The sequence below is a fragment of the Streptomyces sp. NPDC056883 genome, from assembly GCF_042788835.1.
Taxonomy (GTDB): domain Bacteria; phylum Actinomycetota; class Actinomycetes; order Streptomycetales; family Streptomycetaceae; genus Streptomyces; species Streptomyces stoeckheimensis.
Window position 1 is genome coordinate 1 of the sequence record NZ_JBHUBS010000004.1, and the last position, 24,639, is coordinate 24,639.

General features: G+C 70.9%; 18 protein-coding genes. 8 read left to right on the plus strand and 10 right to left on the minus strand.

What is annotated here, in order from left to right; translation table 11 throughout:
• Positions 1-229: 229 nt before the first annotated feature.
• Complete coding sequence (gene pepN / locus ACFRU2_RS11885) at positions 230-2,812, minus strand: aminopeptidase N (RefSeq protein ID WP_382970894.1); 2,583 nt, start codon at positions 2,810-2,812, stop codon at positions 230-232.
• 140 nt (positions 2,813-2,952) lie between these two features.
• Here pepN (ACFRU2_RS11885) and ACFRU2_RS11890 point away from each other — a divergent pair, with 140 nt between their 5' ends.
• Positions 2,953-3,450, plus strand: coding sequence for a DUF1203 domain-containing protein (locus tag ACFRU2_RS11890; protein WP_382970897.1), 498 nt, complete (start codon positions 2,953-2,955; stop codon positions 3,448-3,450).
• 73 nt (positions 3,451-3,523) lie between these two features.
• On the opposite strand, the gene ACFRU2_RS11895 is transcribed toward ACFRU2_RS11890, so the two are convergent.
• Positions 3,524-4,552, minus strand: a complete 1,029-nt coding sequence (locus ACFRU2_RS11895) for an aspartate-semialdehyde dehydrogenase (RefSeq protein ID WP_250739506.1) — start codon at positions 4,550-4,552, stop codon at positions 3,524-3,526.
• A gap of 251 nt (positions 4,553-4,803) precedes the next feature.
• On the opposite strand from ACFRU2_RS11895, the gene ACFRU2_RS11900 reads away from it, so the two are divergent.
• Positions 4,804-6,291: a M28 family metallopeptidase gene (locus ACFRU2_RS11900; protein ID WP_382970901.1), complete on the plus strand. Its 1,488-nt coding sequence runs from the start codon at positions 4,804-4,806 to the stop codon at positions 6,289-6,291.
• 85 nt (positions 6,292-6,376) lie between these two features.
• Here ACFRU2_RS11900 and ACFRU2_RS11905 read toward each other — a convergent pair whose 3' ends face one another.
• Both ACFRU2_RS11905 and ACFRU2_RS11910 read right to left on the minus strand, forming a co-directional pair.
• A complete protein-coding gene (locus ACFRU2_RS11905) occupies positions 6,377-9,694 on the minus strand; it encodes a S8 family serine peptidase (RefSeq protein WP_382970904.1) in 3,318 nt (1,105 codons plus the stop codon).
• Between the two features lie 273 nt (positions 9,695-9,967).
• Positions 9,968-10,555, minus strand: a complete 588-nt coding sequence (locus ACFRU2_RS11910; RefSeq protein ID WP_382970906.1) for a CGNR zinc finger domain-containing protein — start codon at positions 10,553-10,555, stop codon at positions 9,968-9,970.
• A 123-nt stretch (positions 10,556-10,678) separates the two neighbouring features.
• Between ACFRU2_RS11910 and ACFRU2_RS11915 the strand changes: the two genes are divergently transcribed.
• Both ACFRU2_RS11915 and ACFRU2_RS11920 read left to right on the plus strand, forming a co-directional pair.
• On the plus strand, positions 10,679-11,137 hold the full coding sequence (locus ACFRU2_RS11915; RefSeq protein WP_351384907.1) for a VOC family protein: 459 nt from the start codon (positions 10,679-10,681) through the stop codon (positions 11,135-11,137).
• Positions 11,137-12,015 (plus strand): pyridoxamine 5'-phosphate oxidase family protein, encoded by an 879-nt coding sequence (locus ACFRU2_RS11920; RefSeq protein ID WP_382970908.1) that lies wholly within the window; start codon positions 11,137-11,139, stop codon positions 12,013-12,015. The genes ACFRU2_RS11915 and ACFRU2_RS11920 overlap by 1 nt, the downstream gene beginning before the upstream one ends.
• A gap of 5 nt (positions 12,016-12,020) precedes the next feature.
• Here the strand turns inward: ACFRU2_RS11920 and ACFRU2_RS11925 are convergent, their stop codons facing one another.
• Together ACFRU2_RS11925 and pepN (ACFRU2_RS11930) are read right to left on the minus strand one after the other, a co-directional pair.
• Positions 12,021-12,980: a hypothetical protein gene (locus tag ACFRU2_RS11925; RefSeq protein WP_382970911.1), complete on the minus strand. Its 960-nt coding sequence runs from the start codon at positions 12,978-12,980 to the stop codon at positions 12,021-12,023.
• Positions 12,981-13,234: 254 nt separating this feature from the next.
• Positions 13,235-15,790 (minus strand): aminopeptidase N, encoded by a 2,556-nt coding sequence (pepN, locus tag ACFRU2_RS11930; protein WP_382970914.1) that lies wholly within the window; start codon positions 15,788-15,790, stop codon positions 13,235-13,237.
• A 110-nt stretch (positions 15,791-15,900) separates the two neighbouring features.
• On the opposite strand from pepN (ACFRU2_RS11930), the gene ACFRU2_RS11935 reads away from it, so the two are divergent.
• Positions 15,901-16,548, plus strand: coding sequence for a DsbA family protein (locus ACFRU2_RS11935; protein ID WP_382970916.1), 648 nt, complete (start codon positions 15,901-15,903; stop codon positions 16,546-16,548).
• Positions 16,549-16,622: 74 nt separating this feature from the next.
• Positions 16,623-17,330, plus strand: coding sequence for a hypothetical protein (locus ACFRU2_RS11940; protein ID WP_382970918.1), 708 nt, complete (start codon positions 16,623-16,625; stop codon positions 17,328-17,330).
• 37 nt (positions 17,331-17,367) lie between these two features.
• Here the strand turns inward: ACFRU2_RS11940 and ACFRU2_RS11945 are convergent, their stop codons facing one another.
• Positions 17,368-18,024: a superoxide dismutase gene (locus ACFRU2_RS11945; RefSeq protein WP_281210776.1), complete on the minus strand. Its 657-nt coding sequence runs from the start codon at positions 18,022-18,024 to the stop codon at positions 17,368-17,370.
• A 184-nt stretch (positions 18,025-18,208) separates the two neighbouring features.
• A complete protein-coding gene (locus ACFRU2_RS11950) occupies positions 18,209-19,624 on the minus strand; it encodes an amino acid permease (RefSeq protein WP_382970921.1) in 1,416 nt (471 codons plus the stop codon).
• Between the two features lie 165 nt (positions 19,625-19,789).
• Between ACFRU2_RS11950 and ACFRU2_RS11955 the strand changes: the two genes are divergently transcribed.
• Positions 19,790-20,572, plus strand: coding sequence for an SDR family NAD(P)-dependent oxidoreductase (locus ACFRU2_RS11955; RefSeq protein ID WP_382970924.1), 783 nt, complete (start codon positions 19,790-19,792; stop codon positions 20,570-20,572).
• 62 nt (positions 20,573-20,634) lie between these two features.
• On the opposite strand, the gene ACFRU2_RS11960 is transcribed toward ACFRU2_RS11955, so the two are convergent.
• Entirely contained in the window at positions 20,635-22,032 is a 1,398-nt protein-coding gene (locus ACFRU2_RS11960) for an amino acid permease (RefSeq protein WP_382970927.1), read from the minus strand.
• Positions 22,033-22,317: 285 nt separating this feature from the next.
• Here ACFRU2_RS11960 and ACFRU2_RS11965 point away from each other — a divergent pair, with 285 nt between their 5' ends.
• Positions 22,318-22,899, plus strand: a complete 582-nt coding sequence (locus tag ACFRU2_RS11965) for a biotin transporter BioY (RefSeq protein WP_382970930.1) — start codon at positions 22,318-22,320, stop codon at positions 22,897-22,899.
• A 97-nt stretch (positions 22,900-22,996) separates the two neighbouring features.
• Here ACFRU2_RS11965 and ACFRU2_RS11970 read toward each other — a convergent pair whose 3' ends face one another.
• Positions 22,997-24,436 carry an amino acid permease gene (locus ACFRU2_RS11970; protein WP_382970933.1) on the minus strand — a complete coding sequence of 480 codons (1,440 nt, stop codon included), beginning with the start codon at positions 24,434-24,436 and terminating at the stop codon, positions 22,997-22,999.
• Between the last annotated feature and the right edge of the window lie 203 nt (positions 24,437-24,639).

Below are 24,639 nucleotides of genomic sequence, written 5' to 3' on the forward strand. Positions count from 1 at the left end.
CCCCGGGCTCCGCCCGGACCCGTACGTGCGCTGCGCGCCCGTGCCCTCAAACGCCGGGCGGGCTGGAGTTTGCCGCGCAGCGGCAAATCCAGCCCCGCCGGCGTTTGAGGCGCGGGGTCCGGGGCGGAGCCCCGGGGAACCGGCGAAGGGCGGGTAGGGGACAGCCCCGCAGGGCCCGGGGCCGGGCGGGGCCGGAGGGTCCGGCACCGCCCGGCGTCCGGGGCTCCGGTCAGCCCCGGGCTGCGGCAGCCGCGTCGGCCGCCTGGGCGCGCAGCGCGCGCTCGACGCCCGCGCGGGACTCCGAGACCAGGCGCCGCAGCGCCGCGTTCGGCTCCGCCGAGGCGAGCCAGGCGTCCGTCGCCGCGAGGGTCTCCGCGGAGACCTGGAGGGACGGGTAGAGCCCCACCGCGATCTGCTGGGCGATCTCGTGACTGCGGGTCTCCCAGACCTCCTTGACCGCCGCAAAGTACTTCTCCGTGTACGGGGCGAGGAGCTCGCGCTGGTCGGTCTGGACGAAGCCCCCGATCACCGCCTCCTGCACCGCGTTCGGGAGCGAGTCGCCCTCGACGACCGAGGCCCAGGCCGCAGCCTTGGCCTCCGCCGTGGGAACCGCCGCGCGGGCGGTCGCCGCGTGCCGCTCGCCCGCCGCGGTCTTGTCCCGCTCCAGCTCGGCCGCGATGGCCGCCTCGTCGGCGACGCCCGTGGCGACCAGGCGCTCCAGGAACGCCCAGCGCAGCTCGGTGTCCACGGCCAGGCCCTTGACCTCGGCCGAACCGTCCAGCAGCGCCGCCAGGTAGGTCAGCTGCTCCTCGGTGCGGGCCGTCGCCGCGAAGGCACGGGCCCACGCCAGCTGGTGGTCGCTGCTCGGCTCGGCCGCGCGCAGGTGCTCCAGCGAGGCCTCCGTCCAGAGGGCCAGGCCCTGGTCGCGCCACGCCGGGTCGCCGTACAGGTCCACGGCCAGCTTCACCTGGCGGTGCAGCGACTGGACGACGCCGATGTCCGATTCCTTGCCGATGCCCGACAGGACGAGGGCGAGGTAGTCGCGGGTGGCCAGTTCGCCGTCGCGGGTCATGTCCCAGGCCGAGGCCCAGCACAGCGCGCGCGGCAGCGACTCGGTGAAGTCGCCCAGGTGCGCGGTGACGTTGGCGAGTGACACCTCGTCGAGGCGGACCTTGGCGTACGACAGGTCGTCGTCGTTCAGCAGGACCACGGCCGGACGGGTCCGGCCGATCAGCTCCGGCACCGCGGTGAGGTCGCCGTCGATGTCCAGCTCGATCCGGTCGCCGCGCACCAGCTTGCCGTCGGTCAGCTCGTACAGGCCGACCGCGATGCGGTGCGGGCGCAGGACGGGCTCGCCCTTGGCGCCGGCGGGCAGCGCCGGAGCCTCCTGGCGGATGGCGAAGGCGGTGATGGCGCCGTTCTCGTCCGTCTCGATCTCCGGGCGCAGGATGTTGATGCCGGCCGTCTCCAGCCACGCCTTCGACCAGGCGGTCAGATCGCGGCCGGAGGTCTCCTCCAGCGCGCCCAGCAGGTCCGACAGGCGCGTGTTGCCGAAAGCGTGCGCCTTGAAGTACGCCTGCACGCCCTTGAAGAAGGCGTCCTGGCCGACGTAGGCCACGAGCTGCTTGAGCACCGAGGCGCCCTTGGCGTACGTGATGCCGTCGAAGTTGACCAGGACGTCGTCCAGGTCACGGATGTCGGCCATGATCGGGTGCGTGGAGGGCAGCTGGTCCTGCCGGTACGCCCAGGTCTTCATGGAGTTGGCGAAGGAGGTCCAGGCGTGCGGCCACTTCGAGCCCTCCGCGTACGCCTGGCAGGCGATGGAGGTGTAGGTGGCGAACGACTCGTTCAGCCACAGGTCGTTCCACCACTCCATGGTGACGAGGTCGCCGAACCACATGTGCGCGAGCTCGTGCAGGATGGTCTCGGCGCGCGTCTCGTACGCCGCGTCCGTCACCTTCGAGCGGAAGACGTACTGGTCGCGGATGGTGACCGCGCCCGCGTTCTCCATCGCGCCCGCGTTGAACTCCGGCACGAAGAGCTGGTCGTACTTCGCGAAGGGGTAGTCGTACGCGAACTTCTCCTGGAACCAGGTGAAGCCCTGCCGGGTCACGTCGAAGATCTCGTCGGCGTCGAGGAACTCGGCGAGTGAGGGACGGCAGTAGATGCCGAGCGGGACGGACTGCCCGTCCGCGCCCTCGTAGGAGCTGTGCACCGCGTGGTACGGGCCGACGATCAGGGCCGTGATGTACGTGGAGATGCGCGGGGTGGGCTCGAAGCGCCAGACGTTGTCGGCGGGCACCTCCGGCGTCGGGGAGTTCGAGATGACCGTCCAGCCCGCGGGAGCCGTCACGGTGAACCGGAATGTCGCCTTCAGGTCGGGCTGCTCGAAGCTCGCGAACACCCGGCGCGCGTCCGGGACCTCGAACTGGGTGTACAGGTACGCCTGCTCGTCGACCGGGTCGACGAAGCGGTGCAGCCCCTCACCGGTGTTGGTGTAGGCGCAGTCGGCGACGACGCGCAGCTCGTTGTCCCCGGCGGCGAGGTGCGCGAGCGCGATCCGGGAATCCCGGAAGACGGCGGCCACGTCGAGCGACTTGCCGTTGAGGACGACCTCGTGCACGGCCGGAGCGACCAGGTCGATGAAGGTCTCGGCGCCGGCCTCGGCGGACTGGAAGCGCACGGTGGTCACGGAGGGGTACGTGCCGCCCTCCTGCGCGCCGCTGAGATCGAGTTCGATCTCGTACGAGTCGACACTGAGCAGCTTTGCCCGCTGCTGAGCCTCTTCACGGGTCAGATTCGTGCCTGGCACGCGGTCATCTCCTTCGATGGTGACGTTCCGGCCCATCCTTCCACGCGGGCCGCGCCACCGCGCCGGAGTCATCCACGGGCGAAACGCGACGTCCGATTTCCGCCAGCTCCGACCGGTCCGCCGGGAGCACCCTGGACCCCATGACCACCCACACCGTGCTCGCCATCGCCCCTCCCGTCCTCGCCCGCCTGCGCACCCTCGACGATGCCGGGCGGCCCTGCACGCCCTACGAGGACCCGGAGGGCGGCGCCCCGCTGCGGTGCTGCCTGCGCCGCAGCGTCCCCGGAGAGCGGATCGCCCTCGTCTCGTACGCCCCGCTGCGCCGCTGGGCCGCCGCGACCGGCGCCGACCCCGGGGCCTACGACGAGCAGGGCCCGGTGTTCGTCCACGCCGCGGACTGCGGCGGACCGGCCCCCGAGTCCGGCCTCCCCTTCGCCCACCCGGGTGCCCTGCGCACGGCCCGCCGCTACGACGCGGCGGGCCACATCCTCGGCGGACGGGTGCTCGACCTCGCCGAGGACCCGGACGCGGTGGTCGGGCAGGCGCTGACGGAGGCCTTCGAGGACCCCCGGACCGCGCTCGTCCACGTCCGTTCGGCCGAATTCGGCTGCTACCTCTTCGAGGTCCGCCGGCCCTGAGGCCCGCGGGGAACGCCGGGAACGCCGGAGGGCGGCACCGTCACGGTGCCGCCCTCCGTCCGTGCGGGCGGGATCAGCCGCGCAGCTCCTCCGCGACCAGCTCCGCGATCTGGACCGCGTTCAGCGCGGCGCCCTTGCGGAGGTTGTCGTTGGAGAGGAACAGCGCCAGGCCGTTCTCGGTGGTCTCGTCGACGCGGATGCGGCCCACGTACGAGGCGTCCTTGCCGGCGGCCTGCAGCGGGGTCGGGATCTCCGAGAGCTCGACGCCGGGGGCGTCCTTCAGCAGCTCGTAGGCGCGCTCGACGCTCAGGGGGCGGTCGAAGCGGACGTTGACCTGGAGGGAGTGACCGGCGAAGACCGGCACGCGCACGCAGGTGCCCGAGACCTTGAGCTCCGGGATCTCCAGGATCTTGCGGGACTCGTTGCGGAGCTTCTGCTCCTCGTCGGTCTCGAAGGAGCCGTCGTCGACGATCGAGCCCGCGAGCGGGATCACGTTGTAGGCGATCGGACGCTTGTAGACGGCGGGCGCCGGGAACTCCACGGCGTCGCCGTCGAAGGTCAGCTGGTCGGCGGCCTCGGAGACCGCGCAGGCCTGGCCCTTGAGCTCGGCGACGCCCGCCAGGCCCGAGCCGGACACGGCCTGGTAGGTGGTCGCGATCAGCGCGGTCAGACCGGCCTCGTCGTGCAGGGGGCGCAGCACCGGCATCGCGGCCATCGTGGTGCAGTTCGGGTTCGCGATGATGCCCTTGGGGCGGTTCTTGATCGCGTGCGGGTTGACCTCGGAGACGACGAGGGGGACCTCGGGGTCGCGGCGCCAGGCGGAGGAGTTGTCGATCACGACGGCGCCCTGCGAGGCGACCTTCTCGGCGAGGGCCTTGGAGGTGGCGCCGCCCGCGGAGAACAGCACGATGTCCAGGCCGGAGTAGTCGGCCGTGGAGGCGTCCTCGATGGTGATCTCCCGGCCCTCCCACTCGAGGGTGGAGCCGGCCGAACGGGCCGAGGCGAACAGCCGCAGCTCGTCCACCGGGAACTTGCGCTCGGCCAGGATGCCGCGCATGACTCCGCCGACCTGTCCGGTGGCTCCGACGATTCCGACCCTCACGGTGACTCCTCTTGGTACGTACGACGCGGGCGCGCGTGAAGCCATCATGCGTTCGACCCCACGAGCCTTGTCCAATCCATTGTCCGAGGAGCGGACGGTGTTCTTCCTGTGAACCCGCGTGACAACTCCGTGGCGGGCGTGTTGCACCGCCGCCCGATGGGCGTTTCGCCTGGTCGAAGGCGGTTACGGTCCGATCTGTCGCGTCCGCAATTCGGACGCACGTTCCGTACTTCGAACTCGGGGAGATCACCGTGCGCGCCATCCGCCACCGCCGCCGGTCCATACCGGCGCTCGCCGCCCTCGCGGCCGCCGTCGCCGCACCCGTCCTGCTGGCCGCCACGCCGGCCGCCGCCCACCCGCGCGAGGGCCGGCTGGCCAAGGAGCTGGTGGAGGAGGTCACCGCCCGCGGCGCCTACCGCCATCTGGCGAAGTTCCAGCAGATCGCCGACGCCAACGGCGGCAACCGCGCCGCCGGCACGCCCGGCCACGCGGCCTCCGCCGCCTACGTCCACGACACGCTGAAGAAGGCCGGGTACGAGGTCTCGTACCAGGACTTCGACATCTACGACGCGCACACGAAGACGGAGAAGACCACCGTCCTGAGCGGCGCGGACCCCCGCGAGCTGGCCACCGCCGCCTTCACCTTCACCCGGTCGACCCCGGCCGGCGGCCTGACGGCCTCGCTGGCCCTCGCCCGGGTCGACGAGAGCCCCGGCTGCACGGCCGACGACTACGCGGCCGGCGCCTTCACCGGGAAGATCGCCCTGGTCAAGCGTGGGACCTGCACCTTCGTGGAGAAGCAGCGGGCCGCCGCCGCGGCGGGCGCGATCGGCGTGATCGTCTACAACCACAGCGGGACCACCCCGGTCCGCGGCTCCTTCTCCTCGCCCGCCGAGGGGATCATCCCGAGCGCCGGCATCACCCTCGCCGACGGCGAGGCGCTGACCGCGGCCGCCGCGAAGGGCGAGGTGACCGTACGCCTGGACCTGGACCAGGAGCACGTGAAGAAGACCACGCGCAACGTGATCGCCGAGACCCGCGGCGGCCGCGCCGACCGCGTGGTCACCGTCGGCTCCCACCTGGACTCGGTCCCCGAGGGGCCGGGCATCAACGACAACGGCTCCGGCTCGGCCGGCCTGCTGGAGGTGGCCCTCAAGCTCGCGGACGAGGGCGCCAACAAGAAGGGCAAGGGCAAGCAGACCGCCAACAAGGTCCGCTTCGCCTGGTGGTCGGCGGAGGAGCTCGGCCTGCTGGGCTCCGAGCACTACGTGGCACAGCTGTCGGAGCGGCAGAAGAAGGACATCGCGCTGTACCTCAACTTCGACATGATCGCCTCGCCCAACCCGGTGCAGTTCGTCTACGACGGCGACGACTCGGACAAGACCGGCGAGGGCGCCGGACCGGCCGGCTCGGCGCAGATCGAGGCGCTGATCAACGGCTTCCTCGACAGGAAGGGCAAGCCGCACGAGGGCAGCGACTTCGACGGCCGCTCCGACTACGGCCCCTTCATCGCGAACGGCATCCCGGCCGGCGGCACCTTCACCGGAGCCGAGGGCATCAAGACGCCGGAGCAGGCAAAGCGGTACGGCGGCACGGCCGGGGCCCCGTACGACCCGAACTACCACGGGGCGGGCGACACCCTGAAGAACATCGACCTCAAGGCCTTCGACACCAACCTGGACGTGATCGCCCACGCGGTGGGCACGTACGCCCAGGACCTGAGCTCGCTGGGGAAGTAGTCCCGTCCTCGAGGGGGAAGAGGGGGAAACAGGAGGGGCGGTGCTCGTCAGAGCACCGCCCCCGCTGTTTCAGGCTCCTACCGGGTTACGGCAGGACCTTCTCGATCTGCACGCTGCCGGTGCCGGCGGCGGTGCCGCGGGCGTTGAGCAGCTTGACCTCGCCGAAGAACTGGCGGCCTTCCGGAGCGGCGCTGTTGACCAGCACGTTCGCGGAGACGGTCGCCGAGGCGCCGTTGGCGAGGTTGACCGCGGCGGCCTCGTCGACCTGGACGGTGCCCAGGGCGGCCGAGTAGTAGACGTCGCGGTAGTCGTACGTGGTGGAGCCGGACGGGATCGCGTAGCCGAGCACCTCGATGGTGTAGGTGCCCGCGGCCGGGTTGACGAGGCTCACGGCCTCCTCGGAGTCGCCGTCGGCGGAGGAGCCGACCTTGACGCCGTCCTTGTACACGTCCAGGTCGAGGTCGGCGGCGGTGTCGGACACCTTGCCGATCGCGATGTCGAGGCGGGAGACGCCCTCGCCGATCGTGACCTCGGTGGTGTGGGTCTCACCGGTGGCGATGGTCGGCTTGGCGACCTTCGCGGAGCCGAGCGGACCACCCTGGAGCTTTCCGCCGGAGATGGCGGCCCCGTCGTTCTTGACGGTCCACTGGACCGGCGCCGGGGTGCCCTGCTTGACCTCGGGCAGGACCTTGACCGCGGGGTCGAAGGCCGCGCCGAGCACGGAGACGTCCAGCTTGAACGGGTTGTCGAGCAGCGGCGACGTACGGCGCGACTCGACCTCGATCTCCCAGACGCCCGGCTGCGGGTTCGGGTACGAACGCAGGTCGGGGCGGCACTGGTTGGCCGGGTTGTCGTAGTTCGGGTAGCACTGGGTCGTCGCGCTGTCCTCGACGCCCACACCGTACGGGTGGATCGAGATGAAGCGCGTCTGGCTGCCCGCCGCGAGTCCGCCGAGGGCGACCTCGAGGGTCTTCGCGCCCGCCGGGACGGTCACGAAGTACGACTTGTGGCTGTTGCGCTGCACGGAGGAGGTGTCCGAGTAGCTGTACGAGGGCTTCGCCAGCGGGGTCGAGACGACGACCGTGGAGAGGATCTGCTTGTCGACGCCCTCGGTGAAGGGGTCGTCGAGCTGCAGGATGCCGCTGTGGACGCCGGCCGTCTTGGCCTTGGCCTCGACCTTGATGGTGACCGGCTTGTTCAGCGGCAGGGTGACGTAGCCGTAGTCGCTGAGGACCTTGAACGTGCCGTCGTTGTTGCGCCAGCTCAGCTGGTGCAGGGTGCCGTACTTGACGCCCGTGGTGCGGGTGACGACGACGTCGTAGACCTTCTTCTGGCCGACCTTCAGGCCGCCCTCGCGGTCGTAGACGCCGGTGCCGAAGCCCGGGGTCTTCAGGAACTGGTCGATCGCGGTGTCGACCGGGGCCTTGACGGTGAAGTCGTTGGCCTTCGCGCCGCGCTGGATGGACTCCCACGCGCCGGGGATGTTGATCAGGCCCGCGCCCTGGGCGTGCGCCGGAACGTCATCGATCTTCTTCGCGCTGCTGGTGAGCGCGATGCGCAGGTTCGCCGGGGTGAGGGCGATCTTCTGCTGCTTGGCGGCCGAGATCAGCAGGGCGCTGGCGCCCGCCGCCTGCGGCGAGGACATCGAGGTGCCCTGGAGCATGCCGTAACCGGCCGGCAGGGTGTAGCCGGCCTCCTTCACCGGTGCGCCGGGCAGCCAGGTCTGGATGGTGTTGATCGACGCGCCGGGGGCGGTGATCGTCGGCGTGAAGCCGCCGTCCTCGCGCGGACCGCGGGAGGAGAAGGGGAACATGTTGTACTTCTTGGTCACGCCGGAGCCGTAGTTGGCCGCCCAGGTCTCCTTGGAGACCGCCGCACCCACGGAGATGACCTTGTCCGCGAGACCGGGGTCGCCGATGGTGTTGATGCCGGGGCCCTCGTTGCCCGCCGAGATGACGAGCTGGACACCGTAGGTGTCGATGAGGTTCTTGTAGAGCTCGGAACGCGCGTTGTTGCCGTCGTTCAGGGCCGGCAGGCCGCCGATCGACATGTTGACGATGTCCACCCCGCGGTTGACGACGAGGTCGATCATGCCCTCGGTCAGCGCGATGTTGGTGCAGCCGCCGGACCAGGAGCAGGCGCGCGAGGAGACGAGCTTGGCGCCGGGCGCCTCGCCGTTCATCGCCCCGCCGAACAGGCCGTTGGCGGCGGTGATGCCCGCGACGTGCGTGCCGTGCTCGGACTCGATGATGCCGACGTTGACGAAGTCGGCCTTCTTGCCGACCCAGTCACCGCCCAGCGGGTCCATCGGGACGTCCTTGCGGATCTCGATCACGAACGGGATGCGCTCGGCGACCTCGGTCGCCGGGTTGTCCGTGCCGAAGTAGCCGATCTGGTAGCCGTCCTTGTACGGCTTCATCGGCTCGTTGTTCGTGAAGTCGTTGTCCTGGTCGGTGTCGACGCGGACGGTCCCGGCGACCGGGTCGTAGAGCAGGCCGAACCGGTCGGTGGTGTCCCCGTCCCGGTTGACGTCGCCCTTCATGTCACCGTTGGCGGTGATCGACTCGGTGAAACGGCTCCACTGGAACGAGCCCTCGGGAGCCTTCCAGCTCCCGCCGCCCGCGGTGAAGGTGCCGCCGGCGACCGGGGTGATCTGGGCGCGCCAGGTGGCGTCGCCGTCGGTGATCGGGTCGGTCGCGGTGACCCAGTCGACGATCTTGCGCTCGCCGGTGGTGGTCTTCTGGAGCGCCGGGTGGCCGAGGTCGACGCCCGAGTCCATGATGCCGATGGTCACGCCGCGGCCGTCGGCCGTCGGGTTCTTCTTGAGGAAGTCCAGTGCACCTGTCTCGAAGGACGGGTTGTACGGGTTCTTCGCCGGGGTGTTCTTGCCCGGCCCGGGGTAGGTCTCGGCGGCGGTCCGCTTCACCGTCCCCGTCTCGCGGTCCGCGTCCGGACGGGGGTCCGGCAGCTGGATCTCGTGCCGCAGGTCGATGCCGTGCACGGAGGACAGCTTGGCGGCCGCCTTCAGCGCGGCCTCCGCCTTGTCGGTCGGCAGGGTGGCGCGCACGTAGCCGAGCTTGTCGTACGTCTGGCCCACCGAGGCGCCCTGGACGTCGTCGAGCTGCTTGGCCACCTGCTGGGTCTCGCCGGGGGCCGTCGCGACCATGACCGTGACGGTCTTCTCGCCCTTGGTCTTGGCTTCCTGGAGCAGTTCGGCGTCGGCCGAGCCGAGCTTCTCGTCGGCAGACTTCACCGCAGGGTTGGGCGCGGGGGTATTCGTGCCGGTCGCCGCGAAGACGGGCATGGCGCCGGTGGCCGCGAGGGCGGCCACCAGGCCGGCCGCGGCCGCGACGCGCGCGGCGCGCCGGGCCCCGGATATGGAGCTGGGGGAGTCGAGGGTCATCAGCATCCCTGGCTAAGTGAAAGGTACGGTCCGGATTTCGGTGCCGGATGACCGGTCAGCCTCGCGTAAGTGACAGCTCTTTGGGGAGAGTTGTCACGGACCGATACCTACCGTGGCGGACTCCCGCCAGCTCGGGGCATACGCCAGAAGGCCCGTACCGGACCGAACCGGTGCGAACCTTCGGGGTGGAACATGGATTTGTAGACTTCCCGACCGCACGTCAGGGCTCGGGCGGGCCCCGGTCTCAGATCGGGTGTGACAACTTCGGCATGTTCAGCGCTCGCGCGTGCGCGCGTAATGGCGGGATGCTTTCGCCCGGTTTCCGCAGGCCGACATCGAGCACCAGCGCCGGGTGCCGTTGCGCGAGATGTCGTGGAAGTGCAGCACGCAGGTCTCGGAGGCGCACTTGCGGATCCGGCCGGGGTCGGAGCCCAGCAGTTCCAGATAGTCGCGGGCGGCCGTCCAGGCCGGACCCCAGGTCGGGTCGTCGAACTCCGTCCGCTCGCCCGGCCCTTCGGCGGTCAGGGTCGCCCTGATCCGGCCGTGCTCCAGGACGGCGTCGACCAGGGTGCGGGCGCTCTCGTCGGCCGGGTCCGCGACCGCGCGGGCCAGCGCCTCGCGGGCGGTGAGCAGGTGGACCAGGGTCGCGGCGTCGGCGCGGAAGCGGCCGGCCAGGCCGGCGCTCTCCAGCCAGATGGCGAGCCCTTCGACGCGGGTGAGTCCGAAGGCCCCGGCGAAGAGGTCGACGCGCTCGCCCTCCTGGACCCACCGGGTGTTCAGCAGGTCCAGGGCCACCGGTTCCCCGATCAGGGGTCGCGGGTCCGCCGTCTTCTCCGCCGTCGTCTTGTCCGCCGCCGTCATGTGTCCGCCTCCTCGTGGCACTAACCCCTCAAGAGTACGTGAGCGGTTGACTCTCGACGCTCTAACCTTTAATCTCGATTTAGAAGGTTAGAGGGATTGAGTAGTTCTGGGGAAGGAACCGTTGTGACGACCGTCATCAGCAAGCTGCGCACCGGCCACGTGGGCCTGAACGTCACGGATCTCGACCGGTCGCTCGTCTTCTACCGGGACGGCCTCGGCTTCGAGCTGCTCGGCGAGGGCAAGGAGGAGGACCGGCGCTTCGCCTTCCTCGGCCAGGACGGCGAGCTCGTGCTCACCTTGTGGCAGCAGGCCGAGGGGGCCTACGCACCCGGCGCGGCCGGACTGCACCACCTCGCGCTCTCCGCGGACGCCATCGAGGAGGTCAGGGCGTACGAGGAGCGGCTGCGCGGTCTGGGCGTCGATTTCGCCTACGAGGGGGTCGTCGCCCACGGCGAAGGGGCGGCCTCCGGCGGGATCTTCTTCCACGACCCCGACGGGACCCGTCTGGAGATCTCCGTGCCGAGCGGCGCCGAAGGCGCCGAGGCTCCCACCACTGGGGCCCCGACCTGCGGGTTCTTCTAATGTCCGGGTATCACTGGGGCTCGCTGGCCATCCAGGAGCGGGTCGGCGTCCGCGAGCACGCCGTGCACGTCGGCCGGTCCATCACCCCGCACATCAAGGACGTGGCGGCGGCCTTCCTGGGGCTGCAGCCGCACCTGGTCGTCGGCGCGGCCGATCCCGGAGGTCTGCTCTGGGCCTCACTGCTGACCGGCGCCCCCGGGTTCGTACGGGCCACCGGGCCGGACCGGATCGCGGTCAAGGGAGGGATCCCCGAGGGCGATCCGCTCGCCGAGGCGCTGGCCACCGCCGGCACCCGGGTCGGGACCATCTCCCTCGACCCGCGCACCCGGCGCCGGATGCGGCTGGGCGGAACCCTGGAGGTGACCCCCGGCGGGTTCGCGCTGTCGGCGGAACGGGTCTTCGCCAACTGCCCCAAGTACCTCCAGAAGCGGCAGCCTGTCCAGCTCGTCGCCGAAGGAGCCGGTGTCGTGCGGCGCGGGGACGCGCTCACCCCCGACCAGGAACGGGCCGTCCGCGCCGCCGACACCTTCTTCGTCGCCACCTCCGCGGGGGCGGACGGGGCCGACGCGAGTCACCGGGGCGGGATGCCGGGCTTCGTCGAGGTGCTGTCGCCGACCGAACTGGCCTGGCCGGACTACGCCGGCAACACGATGTTCCTGACGCTGGGGAACCTGCTGGTGGACCCGCGTGCCGGGCTGCTGTTCCCGGACTGGGAGAGCGGGGCGCTGCTCCAGCTCAGCGGGCGGGCGGAGCCCGAGTTCGGGGCGGGCGGGGACCGGCGGGTCCGCTTCCGGATCGAGTCGGTGGTGGAGAGCGTGCACCCGGGGCGGCTCGTGTGGAGCGCCCCGGAGTACTCGCCGGCCAATCCGGCGCTGTAGGGCCGTCACCTGGGCAGGACGACGAGGTAGGCGGCGGGCTCGCGGTCGGCGGACGCCGTCAGGGCGGTCCGTACGACGGCGGCCTGCTGCTCGGGCCAGTCGCGGAGCTTGCGCGGGGTGATGTGCAGGACGGTCACCCCGCACCGCTCCAGGGTCTCCCGCTTGCGGACGGACTCCGTCCACGCCTCGTCCTCGCCCTGGCGCGGGGCGCGGGTGTCGATCTCCACGGCCACCGCCTGCTCCGGCCAGTACGCGTCGACCCCGCCCAGGTGCGGGCCGCCGGGCAGCCGCAGGTCCACGTTCCAGACGGGCTCGGGGAGTTCGAAGCCCCGTACGAGCTGGTACAGCCGGTCCTCGGCGATGGCCCGGCCCTCGGCGAGCAGCGATTCGACGGCGTCCACCACGTGCGGACGGTTCAGCAGCCGGGCCACCGTCAGCTCCCGCACCACGGCGGCCGGTTCGCAGTGCCCGCCGCGGACGGCTTCGCTGAGCAGACGGCGGACCGTACCGGCGTCGGAGAGGTGGGCGACGGCGTCGGCGACGGCGCGGGCCACGGGGGCGACGGGCAGCCCGGTGACCTCCATGGGCCGGGGCGGGGTGTGCGTCCGGACGATGCGGACCTGTCCGGCGGAGCGCAGTCGGCGGGTGTTCGGGACGAGCACGTCGATCTGGGGGAGGCCGAGCAGGGCGGGGGCGGAGGAGAACCGGTACAGGGCGAGGGCGGCCAGCCCGGTGATCATGACCTCGTCCCCGCGGCGCCCCGCGTACAGGAGCGCCGCGTGCAGCCGCTCCTCGCTCGTCGCGGTCCCGGAATGGAGCAGGAACACCCCCGGCAGGATCTGCTGCCAGGACCGCTCGGCGGCGTCGGAGGCGGTGACCCCGTGCTCGCGGAGCTGGGCCAGCGACAGCACGCGGGGGCGGTTGTCGGTGAGGTGGGCGAGGGGGAGGGGTGCGTTGTGGTTCATGACGCTGAGATTCCCTCAGGCCATGGCCTCGCTAACCCCTGTTACACATCCGTCGGCAAATCGGGACAAGACGGGGCTAAAGTACGGACGTTCGACTGCCGATGGGCTGCGCAGCACATCCCCGTCCACCTGGGACTCCGTGCCAAACGCCGGCGGGGCTGGATTTATCCAGCCCCGCCGGCGTTTGAGGCGCGGGGTCTGGGGCGGAGCCCCAGGGAAGGGTGGAAGGGCGGGTAGGGGACAGCCCCGCAGGGTCAGCCCGCCGCCACGTCGCACGCCTGCGCACGCAGCGCGCGGGCCAGGTCGTCGCGGGACTCCAAGACGAGGCGTCGCAGCGCCGGCGCAGCCGACTCGTGCGCCGCCAGCCACGCGTCAGTCGCGTCCAGGGTCGCCTGGGAGTCCTGGAGGGACGGGTACAGCCCCCGCACCACATCCATGCCGATCTGGATCGACCGGTCGGCCCAGATCCGCTCGATCACGGCGAAGTAGGGCTCCGTGTACGGCGCCAACAGCCCCCGCTGCGAAGACTGCTGCATCCCCGCGATCGTCGCCTCGACCAGCGCGTTCGACAGCGCGTCCGACTCCACCACCGCGGCCCACGCCTGGTCCTTGACCGCCGCCGACGGCCGCGCCGCCAGGCACCGGACCTGGTGCCGCTTGCCCGACGCCGTGTCGTCCCGCGCCAGTTCGGCCGCGAGGACCTCCTCGCCGATCGCCCCGTGCGCGGCCAGCGGCAGCAGGAAGTCCCAGCGCAGCTCCTGGTCCACCTCCAGCCCGTCGATCCGCGCCGATCCCTCCAGCAGCCCCAGCAGCAGCTGGAAGTCGCCCTCGGTCGCCGCGCCCGCCGCGAAGAAGCGGGCCCAGGTGAGCTGGTGCTCCGACCCCGGCTCCGCGAACCGCAGTTCCTGCAGCGCGCACGCCGCCAGCACCTTGCCGCCCTGCTCCCGCCAGTCGGGCGCCGCGTAGCGGCTGACCGCGGTCAGCGCCTGCGCGTGCAGCATCTGGAGGACGCCGACGTCCGTCTCCCGGCCCGCGTGGGCCACCACGAGCGAGACGAAGTCCCGCGCCGGCATCAGCCCGTCGCGCGTCAGGTTCCACAGCGCCGACCAGCACAGCGCGCGGCTCAGCGGGTCCGTCACCGAGCCCAGGTGGGAGCGCAGCGTGGCCAGCGACGCCTCGTCGAAGCGGATCTTGCAGTACGTCAGGTCCTCGTCGTTGACGAGCACCAGCGCGGGCTTCTCCTGCCCGGTCAGCTCGCCGACGACCGTCCGGACCCCAGCGACGTCCGCCTCGGCCCGCGCGTAGCGGACCAGCGCGCCGTCCGGGTCCAGCCGGTACAGGCCCACCGCGACCCGGTGCGGGCGCAGCTCGGCGCCGTCCTGGACCACCGCCAGCTCGGTCACCCGGCCGCCCGCGTCGCAGGTCACCACCGGGGTCAGCGCGTTCACGCCGGCCGTCTGCAGCCAGGCCCGCGACCACTCGGCCATGTCCCGCCCGGACACCTCCGCGAGCACCGACAGCAGGTCGTCCAGGGTGGTGTTCCCGTAGGCGTTCGCCTTGAAGTAGCGCCGCGCGCCCTCCAGGAAGGCGTCCCGGCCGACGTAGGCCACGAGCTGCTTGAGCACCGCCGCGCCCTTGGCGTACGTGATGCCGTCGAAGTTGAGCTTCGCGTCCTCCAGGTCACGGATGTCGGCCGTGATCGGGTGCGTGGACGGCAGCTGGTCGGCCCGGTAGGCCCACGCCTTGCGGCTGTTGGCGAAGGTCACCCAGGCCTGGTCGAAGCGGGTGGCCTCGACCAGCGCGAAGGAGCCCATGAAGTCTGCGAAGGACTCCTTCAGCCACAGGTCGTCCCACCACTTCATGGTGACGAGGTCGCCGAACCACATGTGCGCCATCTCGTGCAGGATCGTGTTCGCGCGCCGCTCGTACGAGGCCTGCGTCACCTTCCCGCGGAAGATGTACTCCTCCCGGAAGGTCACCATCCCCGGGTTCTCCATCGCACCCAGGTTGTACTCCGGCACGAAGGCCTGGTCGTACTTCCCGAAGGGGTACGGGTAGTCGAAGATCTCGTGGAAGAGGTCGAAGCCCTGCTTCGTGACGAGGAACACCTCGTCCGCGTCGAAGTGCTTGGCCAGCCCCTTGCGGCAGATCGCGCCGAGCGGGATCGTCAGGTCCCCGCGCGTGTAGGAGTCCGTGACGTAGTGGTACGGCCCCGCCACCACGCACGTGATGTACGTGGAGATCGGCGCGGTCTCGGCGAAGCGCCGGGTCTGCCCCTCGCGGGACTCCTCGACGCCGTTGCTCCAGACCTGCCAGCCCTCGGGCGCGGTCACCTCGAAGCGGTACGGGGCCTTGAGGTCGGGCTGCTCGAAGTTCGCGTACACCCGCCGGGCGTCGGCCGGCTCGTACTGGGTGTAGAGGTAGACCTCGCCGTCCTCCGGGTCCACGAAGCGGTGCATGCCCTCGCCGGTCCGGCTGTACGCGCAGTCGGCGTCGACCACGAGCACGTTCTCGGAGGCCAGTCCGTCCAGGGCGATCCGCGCGCCGTCGAAGACGACGGCCGGGTCCAGCTCGCGCCCGTTGAGGGTCACGCTGTTGACCGAGGGCGCGATGAGGTCCGCGAAGCTCGATGCTCCCGGAGCGGCGGCGCGGAAGCGGACGGTGGTCACCGAGCGGAAGGTCCGGGGGCCGTCGGCCGGTTCGGCCTCGTCCACCGCGGACCTCAGGTCGAGGACCACCTCGTACCCGTCGACGGACAGCAGCTCGGCCCGCTCGCGGGCCTCGTCACGGGACAGATTCTCTCCGGGCACGTGCACTCCTTCGTGCGTGATCGCGATACCTGACCGAATCCTCCCACGGGGGAATGCGTGTGCGGTCGGAGCGGTTGGGCAGGGAGGAACGTTCCGATCTGAGGAGAGACATGGCTGACACCCAGGTGCGCGAGAAGACCGCCGTCGACTTCTGGTTCGACCCGCTCTGCCCCTGGGCCTGGATGACGTCCCGCTGGATGCTGGAGGTCGAGAAGGTCCGTGACGTGGAGGTCCGCTGGCACGTGATGAGCCTCGCGGTCCTGAACGAGAACAAGCTCGACGAACTGCCCGAGCGCTACCGCGAGCTGCTCGGCCCCAAGGGCTGGGCCCCCGTGCGCGTGGTCGTCGCCGCCCAGCAGAAGTTCGGCGACGAGATCACCGGCAAGCTCTACACCGCACTCGGCACCCGCTTCCACAACGGTGGCACGGGCCCGACCCGCGAGGCGATCGCCGAGGCCCTGGACGAGGTGGGCCTGCCGGCCGAGCTGCTCCACTACGCGGACTCCGACGAGTACGACGAGGTCCTGCGCGACTCCCACAACGACGGCATCAACCGCGTCGGCCAGGAGGTCGGCACCCCGGTCATCTCCGTGCCCGGCGCCGACGGCGAAGAGGTCGCCTTCTTCGGCCCGGTCGTCACCCCCGCCCCGCGCGGCGAGGCCGCGGCCCGCCTCTGGGACGGCACCCTGCTCGTCGCCTCCACCCCCGGGTTCTACGAGATCAAGCGCACCCGTACGCAGGGCCCGATCTTCGACTAGTTCGACTGGCCCCTCTTGGTTCGACCGGCCCCTCTCGGGAGGCGGGCATCCCCTTCCTCCCTTAACGTCCCCGTATGGGGAGCAGCCCGACGCACGAGGGTACGCGCGAGGAACCGCTCGGCCGCAGCGGCGGCCGGGCGGAGCCCGCGATACCGAACGACAACGCCGCGCACGCCAGCCTGCCCGCACGCCCCCGAGACCGGGTGCTGCGGGCAGCTTGCGTCGCGGTGCCCCCGCTGTGGACGGCCCTCGGGGTCCGGCAGGCCGCCGGCACCCTGCGCCACTACCTCCGCGGCACGGGCCGCCCGTACCGGGTCGATGCGCGGGCGCTGCTCGACGTGCCCGCCGTACGGGAGGACGTGGACCGGCGCCTGGCCGAGTGGCGGGAGGCCGCGCGGGCGCTCGGCGAGCCCGGCGCGTACGCGGCGGACAGCGGCTGGCGCGGGGTGCTGATCACCCGGCGCGCCCGCGAGGGAGGCAGCGCGGACTGGTGGCTGGCGCTGCGCGGGGCCCAGTACCGGATCAGCGGCACGGTGCGGGTCCACGAGGACGGCTCCGTGGTGAGCGACTACCGCTTCCAGGTGCACAAGAGCTGGAACTTCGACCGGGGGGAGTCGGAGTTCGGCGTCCCCTTCACCCCCTTCGCGCGGCTCCACGAGACGGGGCTGGCGCGGGAGTTCACGGTGGTCGGCGAGGTGGACGGCCTGGTGGACGCAGAAGGCCCCCGCGAGTCACGTCCTCGCGGGGGCCTTCTGGTGGACACGCCCGCACGTGAAGGTTGAGAAGACGATCACGAGGCGGACGGGCTGCTGGTGCCGATCAGCCCTTGGCGGGGATCAGCAGCGGGGTGTTCGCCTTGGCGTCGGCGTAGCGCTTGGCCACGTCCTGCCAGTTGACGACGTTCCACATCGCCTCGATGAAGTCCACCTTCTGGTTCTTGTACTGCAGGTAGAAGGCGTGCTCCCAGGCGTCGAAGACCAGGACCGGGGTGCTCGCGATGCCCACGTTGCCCTGGTGGTCGTAGACCTGCTCGACGACGAGGCGGCCGCTGACCGGCTCGTACGCCAGCACGCCCCAGCCGGAGCCCTGGGTCGCGGAGGCCGCGAAGGTCAGCTGCTTCTTGAACTTCGCGAAGGAGCCGAAGGACTCGGTGATCGCGTCGGTCAGGTCGCCCAGGCCGTCGGCCGCGGTGGGCTCGCCGCCGCCCTCGCCGGTCTTCGGGCTCGCCATGTTGTGCCAGTAGATGCTGTGCAGGATGTGCCCGGAGAGGTGGAACGCGAGGTTCTTCTCCAGGCCGTTCAGCGCGCCCCAGTTCTCCTTGTCGCGCGCCTCCTCCAGCTGCTCCAGCGTGTTGTTGGCGCCCGTGACGTAGGCCGCGTGGTGCTTGTCGTGGTGCAGCTCGATGATCTGCGGGTTGATCACCGGCTCGAGAGCCGCGTAGTCGTAAGGAAGCTCAGGAAGCGTGTAGATGGCCATGCGTGTTATCCGGTCCCCTCGGCGTGCCAACTGCTTATTGCAATCAATGCGCAACTGCACGCTAGCAGTATCTATTCCATGATTCCTATAAGGGTCACCTCACTTGGCGGGGCCTCCGAAACGCCGGAGGCCGGACCCATGCGATCGCATGAGTCCGGCCTCCGGGGCGGTGGCTGGTCGGGTGTTACGCGGCTTCGCGCGCCGCCGCCCGGCGCTGGAGGAGGTAGCCCGTGGCGGCGAGGGCCACGGTCAGGCCGCCGGTGAAGACGAGCTGGATCCGGGTGTCGTCGCCCATGGCCATCAGGACCAGGACCCCGGCCAGTCCGGCCAGCGCGACCCACGTCAGATAGGGGAAGCCCCACATCTTCACGACCAGCTTCTCGGGGGCCTCGCGCTCCGTGCGGCGCCGCAGCACGAACTGCGAGACGGCGATGAAGCCCCAGACGACGAGGATGACGCCGCCGACCATGTTCAGCAGCCAGGCGAAGAGGGTGTCCGGGTACCAGTACGACAGCAGCACGGTGACGAAGCCGAAGCCGGAGGAGGCCAGCACCGCCCGGCGCGGCACCCGGCCGGAGAGCTTGCCCAGCGCCTTGGGGCCCTGGCCGCGGGAGACCAGGGAGTAGGCCATGCGGGAGGAGCCGTAGATGTTCGCGTTCATCGCGGACAGCAGGGCGATCAGGATGACCACGTTCATGACCTGGCCGGCGTGCGGGATGCCCAGGTGGTCCAGCGTGGCCGCGTACGGGCCCTCGGTGGTGACCGCCGGGTCGTTCCACGGCAGCAGCGTGACGATGACCAGCATCGAGCCGACGTAGACGATCGCGATCCGCCACATGGTGGTCTTCACGGCCTTGGCGACGCCCCGGACCGGGTTGTCGGACTCGGCGGCCGCGATGGTCACCGTCTCCAGCCCGCCGTACGCGACCACGGAGGCGAGCAGGCCGACCAGCAGCCCGTCCACGCCGTTGGGCAGGAAGCCGCCGTCGTGCAGCAGGTTGGCGGTGCCGGGGGAGCCGGTGCCGGGCAGCACGCCCAGGACGGCCAGCACGCCCAGGCCCAGGAAGAGGGCGATCGCGCCGATCTTCAGGGCGGCGAACCAGAACTCGAACTCGCCGAAGTTCGAGACGGCGGCCAGGTTGGAGCCGCAGAACATCGCCATGAAGACCAGCACCCACATCCACGAGGGGGTGCCCGGGAACCAGCCCGTCATGATGTGCGCCGCCCCGATGGCCTCGATGGCCACGCCCACGCACAGCAGGGTCCAGAACATCCAGCCCGCGGTGAAACCGGCCCACGGGCCGATGGCCCGCTCCGCGTGCACCGAGAAGGAGCCGGAGGCGGGGTTCGCGGCGGACATCTCGCCGAGCATCCGCATCACGAACATGACGAGCAGCCCGGAAGCGGCGTACGCGAGCACGATCGAGGGACCTGCGGCCGCGATGCCCGCGCCGGACCCGACGAAGAGGCCCGCACCGATGACCCCGCCGAGGGCGATCATCGAGAGGTGGCGCTGCTTGAGCCCGTTGCCGAGGGGCGATCCGGCCTCGGGCCGGTTCGCGGCCTGTTGCTCGGGCGGGGTCAGGGTGCTCTGGCTCATGGGGAGGTGCCTGTCCGGTGTGCGGTGGGACGGGAGGGAGTGCCCCAGTCTCACCCGTGTCCGATCTTTGGACCTTACGTGTCCGTTATCCGGACAAGCGGATGACCGGGTGTGATCATCCCCGTACGCTGGCGCATCCGACCGGAGCACACGACGGAGGGCCGAATGGACCACGGCACAAGGGAATTGGCCGCGACGGGCCGGGGCGTGCTCGTCACCGGAGCCTCACGGGGCATCGGACGGGCGATCGCCACGGCGTTCGCCGAGCAGGGCGACCGGGTCGCGGTGCACTGCACGGTCCGCGGGCCCGACGCCGAGCGGACCCTCGCGGAGCTGCCGGGCGAGGGGCACGTCCTCGTCGCCGGCGACCTCGCCGACCCGGCGCGCGTGGAAGCCCTCGCCGCCGAGGCCGAGAAGGCGCTCGGCGGGATCGACGTCCTCGTGAACAACGCGGCCGTGATGGTCGCGCATCCGCTGCCCACCACCTCGTACGCCGACTGGCAGGCCGCCTGGCAGCACACGGCCGCGGTCAACCTGTTCGGCGCCGCCAACCTGGCCTACTGCGCGGCCCGCCACATGATCGACGGCGGCCGCGAGGGACGCATCGTCAACATCGGCTCGCGCGGCGCCTTCCGGGGCGAGCCCGACCACCCCGCCTACGGCGCCACCAAGGCCGCGCTGCACGCGCTGGGCCAGTCCCTCGCCGTCTCCCTCGCCCCGCACGGCATCGCGGTGGCCTCCGTCGCACCCGGTTTCGTCGCCACCGAGCGGGTCGCCGGCCGGCTGGAGGGGGAGGAGGGCGAGCGGATCCGGGCGCAGAGCCCCTTCGGCCGGGTGGGAGCCCCGCAGGAGATCGCCGCCGCCGTGCTCCACCTGGCCTCGCCCGCGGCGCGCTGGAGCTCGGGCGCCGTCCTCGACGTCAACGGGGCCTCGTACCTGCGCACCTGACGTACGAAGGCCCCCGCGCGGTGTGCGCGGGGGCCTAGGCCGTCTTTTTCGGATCTCGCCGGTCAGGCCTTCGGGGCGCGGAGCTCCCGGATCCACGCCACCAGCAGCACCGCCGCCGCGGCCCCCGTGGACCACAGCAGCTGCGGCCGCGCCGAATCGTCGAACAGCATCAGGACCAGCACCGTGGCCATCCCGATCAGCGCCGCCCACGTCGCGTACGGGAACAGCCACATCGGTAGCGTCAGCCGCTCCGGCATGTCCCGCTCGATCTTCCGGCGCAGCTTGAGCTGCGAGACCGCGATCAGCGCCCACACGAAGAGCAGCACCGCGCCCACCGCGTTGAGCATGTAGAGGAAGATCGTGTCCGGCCACAGCAGGTTCAGCACCACCGAGATGAACCCGAAGGCCACCGACGCGAAGACCGCCCGGCGCGGTACCCCGCCGTCCGAGACCTTCAGCAGGGACTTCGGTGCCTCGCCGCGCTCCGCCAGCGAGAACACCATGCGGGAGGACCCGTACAGGTTCGCGTTGAGCGCCGACAGCAGGGCCACGAAGATCACGACGTCCATGATCTGGCCGGCGTGCGCGATGCCGATCGAATCGAGGACGGCCACGTACGGACTCTGGCCCGGAGTCAGCGAGTCCCATGGCAGCAGGGTCACGATGACCATCATCGAGCCGACGTAGAAGAAGAGGATGCGCCAGACGGCGCTCCGCACGGCGCGGGACACGGACCGGGCCGGGTCGTCCGACTCGGCGGCCGCGATGGTGACGACCTCCAGGCCGCCGAAGGCGAAGACGACGGCCAGCATGCCGGCGACCACGCCGCTCGCGCCGTTCGGGAAGAAGCCGCCCTGGCCGGTCAGGTTGGCCATGCCGACCGGGTCGGTGTCGGGGAGGAAGCCGAAGATCGCCAGCGTGCCCAGGATCAGGAACAGCACGATCGCGCCGACCTTGAGGGCCGCGAACCAGAACTCGAACTCGCCGAAGTTCCGCACGGCGGCCAGGTTGCTCACGGTGAAGACCACCATGAAGAGGAGCACCCAGACCCACTGGTCCACCGAGGGCAGCCAGCCGTTCGCGATCTTCGCCGCGGCGGTCGCCTCCACGGCCAGCACCACGACCAGCAGGAACCAGTACAGCCAGCCGGCCGAGAAGCCGGCCCAGCGGCCGAGCGCCTTCTCCGCGTAGACGGAGAAGGAGCCGGAGGCGGGCATCGCCGCCGACATCTCACCGAGCGCACGCATCACCAGCATCGCCAGGATGCCCGCGAGCAGGTACGAGCAGATGATCGCGGGACCGGCGATGGTGATGCCGGCGCCGGAGCCGACGAACAGCCCGGCGCCGATCACGCCGCCGAGGCCCAGCATGGTCAGGTGGCGCTGTTTGAGGCTGTGGCTCAGGGGCTCGGGTGGGAGCTCGTCCGTGGTGCCGGGAGGGGCGGACGGGAGGTCGCGCATGAGGGGTGCTCGTACTCTCTAATGGCCTGGCGGCGGTGGGGGCTCCGCGACAGTTGGAGGGACCCTACAGTCTCTCCGGAGAGCGCCCATCCGCGCAAAACGGACGTGTCAGCCGTCATTGCCCGTGATGCGGATCACTCCAACTGGGGCGCTGGACGGGGTCTTTGTGTACTCCCCACCAAACCGGGGAGTACGGCTTTGTCCCGGGCCACCCTGCTGCGGCCCCGGACCCGGCACTAACGTCGGTGATCGTCCCTGCCGACCCCACCCCCTGCGGAGTCCCCGATGAGCACTGCTTCCGTCTCCTTCCGGCCCGGCGCCGTCCTCGCCGACCTGCTGCCCGCGAGCCGCGTCCGCGACATCGCGCTCGTGGCCGGCGGAGCCGCGCTCACCGGTCTGGCCGCGCAGATCGCCGTCCACGTCGACGGCCTGGCCGCCCCGATCACGGGGCAGACCTTCGCCGCGCTGCTCGTGGGCACCGCGCTGGGCGCCGGCCGCGGCTTCCTCTCGCTGGCCCTCTACACCCTGGTCGGCATGGCGGGCGTGCCGTGGTTCGCGGGCGGCGCCTCCGGCGCGGGCGGCGCGACCTTCGGGTACGTCCTCGGCATGCTGCTGGCCTCCACCCTCGTCGGCGCCCTCGCGCGGCGCGGCGCCGACCGCTCGGTGCTGCGCACCGCGGGCGCGATGGTGCTGGGCTCGGCGGTCGTCTACGCCGTCGGTGTCCCCTACCTCGCGCTGTCCACGGGGATGTCCTTCGGCGCGGCCGTCGCGGGCGGGCTGACGCCCTTCCTGATCGGCGACGCGCTCAAGGCCGCGCTGGCGATGGGCCTGCTGCCGGCCGCCTGGAAGCTGCTCGGCCGCGCGTGAGCGCTCGTACGCCCTGAGTTTCTGACGGTTCACACGCTTCACACGGCAGCCCCGGACCGCGCAGTGCGGTCCGGGGCTGCCGTCATGTCCGGAGCGGTTACGCGGAGGCCTTCACGGCGGCCTTGCGCCGGAGCTGGCGCGCCACGCCGATCGCGATCACCACGGCCGCGACCAGCAGGGACAGCAGGACGGTCTCGCGGTTGTCCTTGTCGTAGACCATGTAGCCGAGGACGAAGGTGATCATCGCCGCGGTGGCCCAGGTCAGGTACGGGAAGAACCACATCTTCACCGTCACCTTCTCCGGGGCCTCGCGCATGAGGATCCCGCGCATCCGCAGCTGGGTCAGGCAGATCACCAGCCACACGAACAGCGCGATCGCGCCCGAGGCGTTCAGCAGGAAGCTGAAGACCGTGTCCTTGAAGGCGTAGTTGAAGTAGACGGCGACGAAGCCGAACACGACCGAGCCGAGGATCGCGGCCACCGGCACGCCCCGCTTGTTCACCTTGGCGAAGGCCTTCGGGGCGTCACCGCGCTCGCCCAGCGAGAAGGCCATGCGGGAGGCGGTGTACAGGCCCGAGTTCAGGCAGGACAGCACGGCCGTCAGGACGATCACGTTCATGATCTGGCCGGCGTGCGCGATGCCGATCGAGTCCAGGGCGGCGACGTACGAGCCCTTCTCGGTGATCGACTTGTCGTTCCACGGCAGCAGGGTCAGCACGATGAAGATCGAGCCCAAGTAGAAGACGCCGATGCGCCAGATCACCGAGTTGGTGGCCTTGGTGACCGCGCGCCGCGGGTCCTCGGACTCGCCGGCGGCCAGCGTGACGATCTCGCTGCCCATGAAGGAGAAGACGACCATCAGCACACCGGTGAGGACCGAGCCCCAGCCGTTCGGCATGAAGCCGCCCGTGTCGGTGAGGTGGGCGAAGCCCGCACCCGGGTTGTCCGAGCCCGGCAGCACGCCGAAGACGGCCAGCATGCCGACGATCACGAAGCCGCCGATGGCGACCACCTTGATGCCCGCGAACCAGAACTCGAACTCGCCGTACGAGGCGACCGAGCCGAGGTTGGTGACCGTCAGCACGGCCATCACGATCAGCGCCCAGGCCCACTGCGGGACGGCCGGGACCCAGCTTTCGAGGATGACGGCGCCGGCGGTGGCCTCCACGGCCAGGACGACGACCCAGAAGAACCAGTACAGCCAGCCGATGGAGAAACCGGCCCAGCGGCCGAGCGCCCGGTCGGCGTACGCGGAGAAGGAGCCGGAGTTCGGGCTGGCGGCAGCCATCTCGCCCAGCATCCGCATGACGAAGACGACCATCGCGCCGACCAGCGCGTAGGAGATCAGGATGGCGGGGCCCGCCTTGGCGATACCGCCGCCGGAGCCGACGAAGAGTCCGGCGCCGATGACACCACCGATGGCGATCATGGACAGGTGGCGGTTCTTGAGACCGGCCTTCAGGCCGTCGGAGGGCTGACCGTCACCGGGGTTGCCGGTGGGGGCGCCTTCCTTCTGAAGGGTCGTCGTGGAACTCATGAACGGATCCTTAGGTTCTCGGGTGGCGAGCCCCGGCATTCAAACCCGAGATGAACGCAGGGCGGAAGACCCCAATCCGGATCGTTGCGTCGGGACGAACGTCCAGGACCTTGGCCCCGCGGTGTCCCATCTGCGTTCTTTGGGTTTACTTGAGCTTTAGAAGTGACTTACGCGACACCCCGCGGCGGGTCCCCGGCCCGGCT

Coding starts and splice junctions, on each gene's coding strand:
- ACFRU2_RS11905 (WP_382970904.1), bottom strand. CDS start 9,694: ATGACCCTCGACTCCCCCAGCTCCATATCCGGGGCCCGGCGCGCCGCG.
- ACFRU2_RS11940 (WP_382970918.1), top strand. CDS start 16,623: ATGGGGAGCAGCCCGACGCACGAGGGTACGCGCGAGGAACCGCTCGGC.
- ACFRU2_RS11925 (WP_382970911.1), bottom strand. CDS start 12,980: ATGAACCACAACGCACCCCTCCCCCTCGCCCACCTCACCGACAACCGC.
- ACFRU2_RS11910 (WP_382970906.1), bottom strand. CDS start 10,555: ATGACGGCGGCGGACAAGACGACGGCGGAGAAGACGGCGGACCCGCGA.
- ACFRU2_RS11960 (WP_382970927.1), bottom strand. CDS start 22,032: ATGCGCGACCTCCCGTCCGCCCCTCCCGGCACCACGGACGAGCTCCCA.
- ACFRU2_RS11970 (WP_382970933.1), bottom strand. CDS start 24,436: ATGAGTTCCACGACGACCCTTCAGAAGGAAGGCGCCCCCACCGGCAAC.
- ACFRU2_RS11935 (WP_382970916.1), top strand. CDS start 15,901: ATGGCTGACACCCAGGTGCGCGAGAAGACCGCCGTCGACTTCTGGTTC.
- ACFRU2_RS11950 (WP_382970921.1), bottom strand. CDS start 19,624: ATGAGCCAGAGCACCCTGACCCCGCCCGAGCAACAGGCCGCGAACCGG.
- ACFRU2_RS11955 (WP_382970924.1), top strand. CDS start 19,790: ATGGACCACGGCACAAGGGAATTGGCCGCGACGGGCCGGGGCGTGCTC.
- ACFRU2_RS11890 (WP_382970897.1), top strand. CDS start 2,953: ATGACCACCCACACCGTGCTCGCCATCGCCCCTCCCGTCCTCGCCCGC.
- ACFRU2_RS11965 (WP_382970930.1), top strand. CDS start 22,318: ATGAGCACTGCTTCCGTCTCCTTCCGGCCCGGCGCCGTCCTCGCCGAC.
- ACFRU2_RS11945 (WP_281210776.1), bottom strand. CDS start 18,024: ATGGCCATCTACACGCTTCCTGAGCTTCCTTACGACTACGCGGCTCTC.
- ACFRU2_RS11920 (WP_382970908.1), top strand. CDS start 11,137: ATGTCCGGGTATCACTGGGGCTCGCTGGCCATCCAGGAGCGGGTCGGC.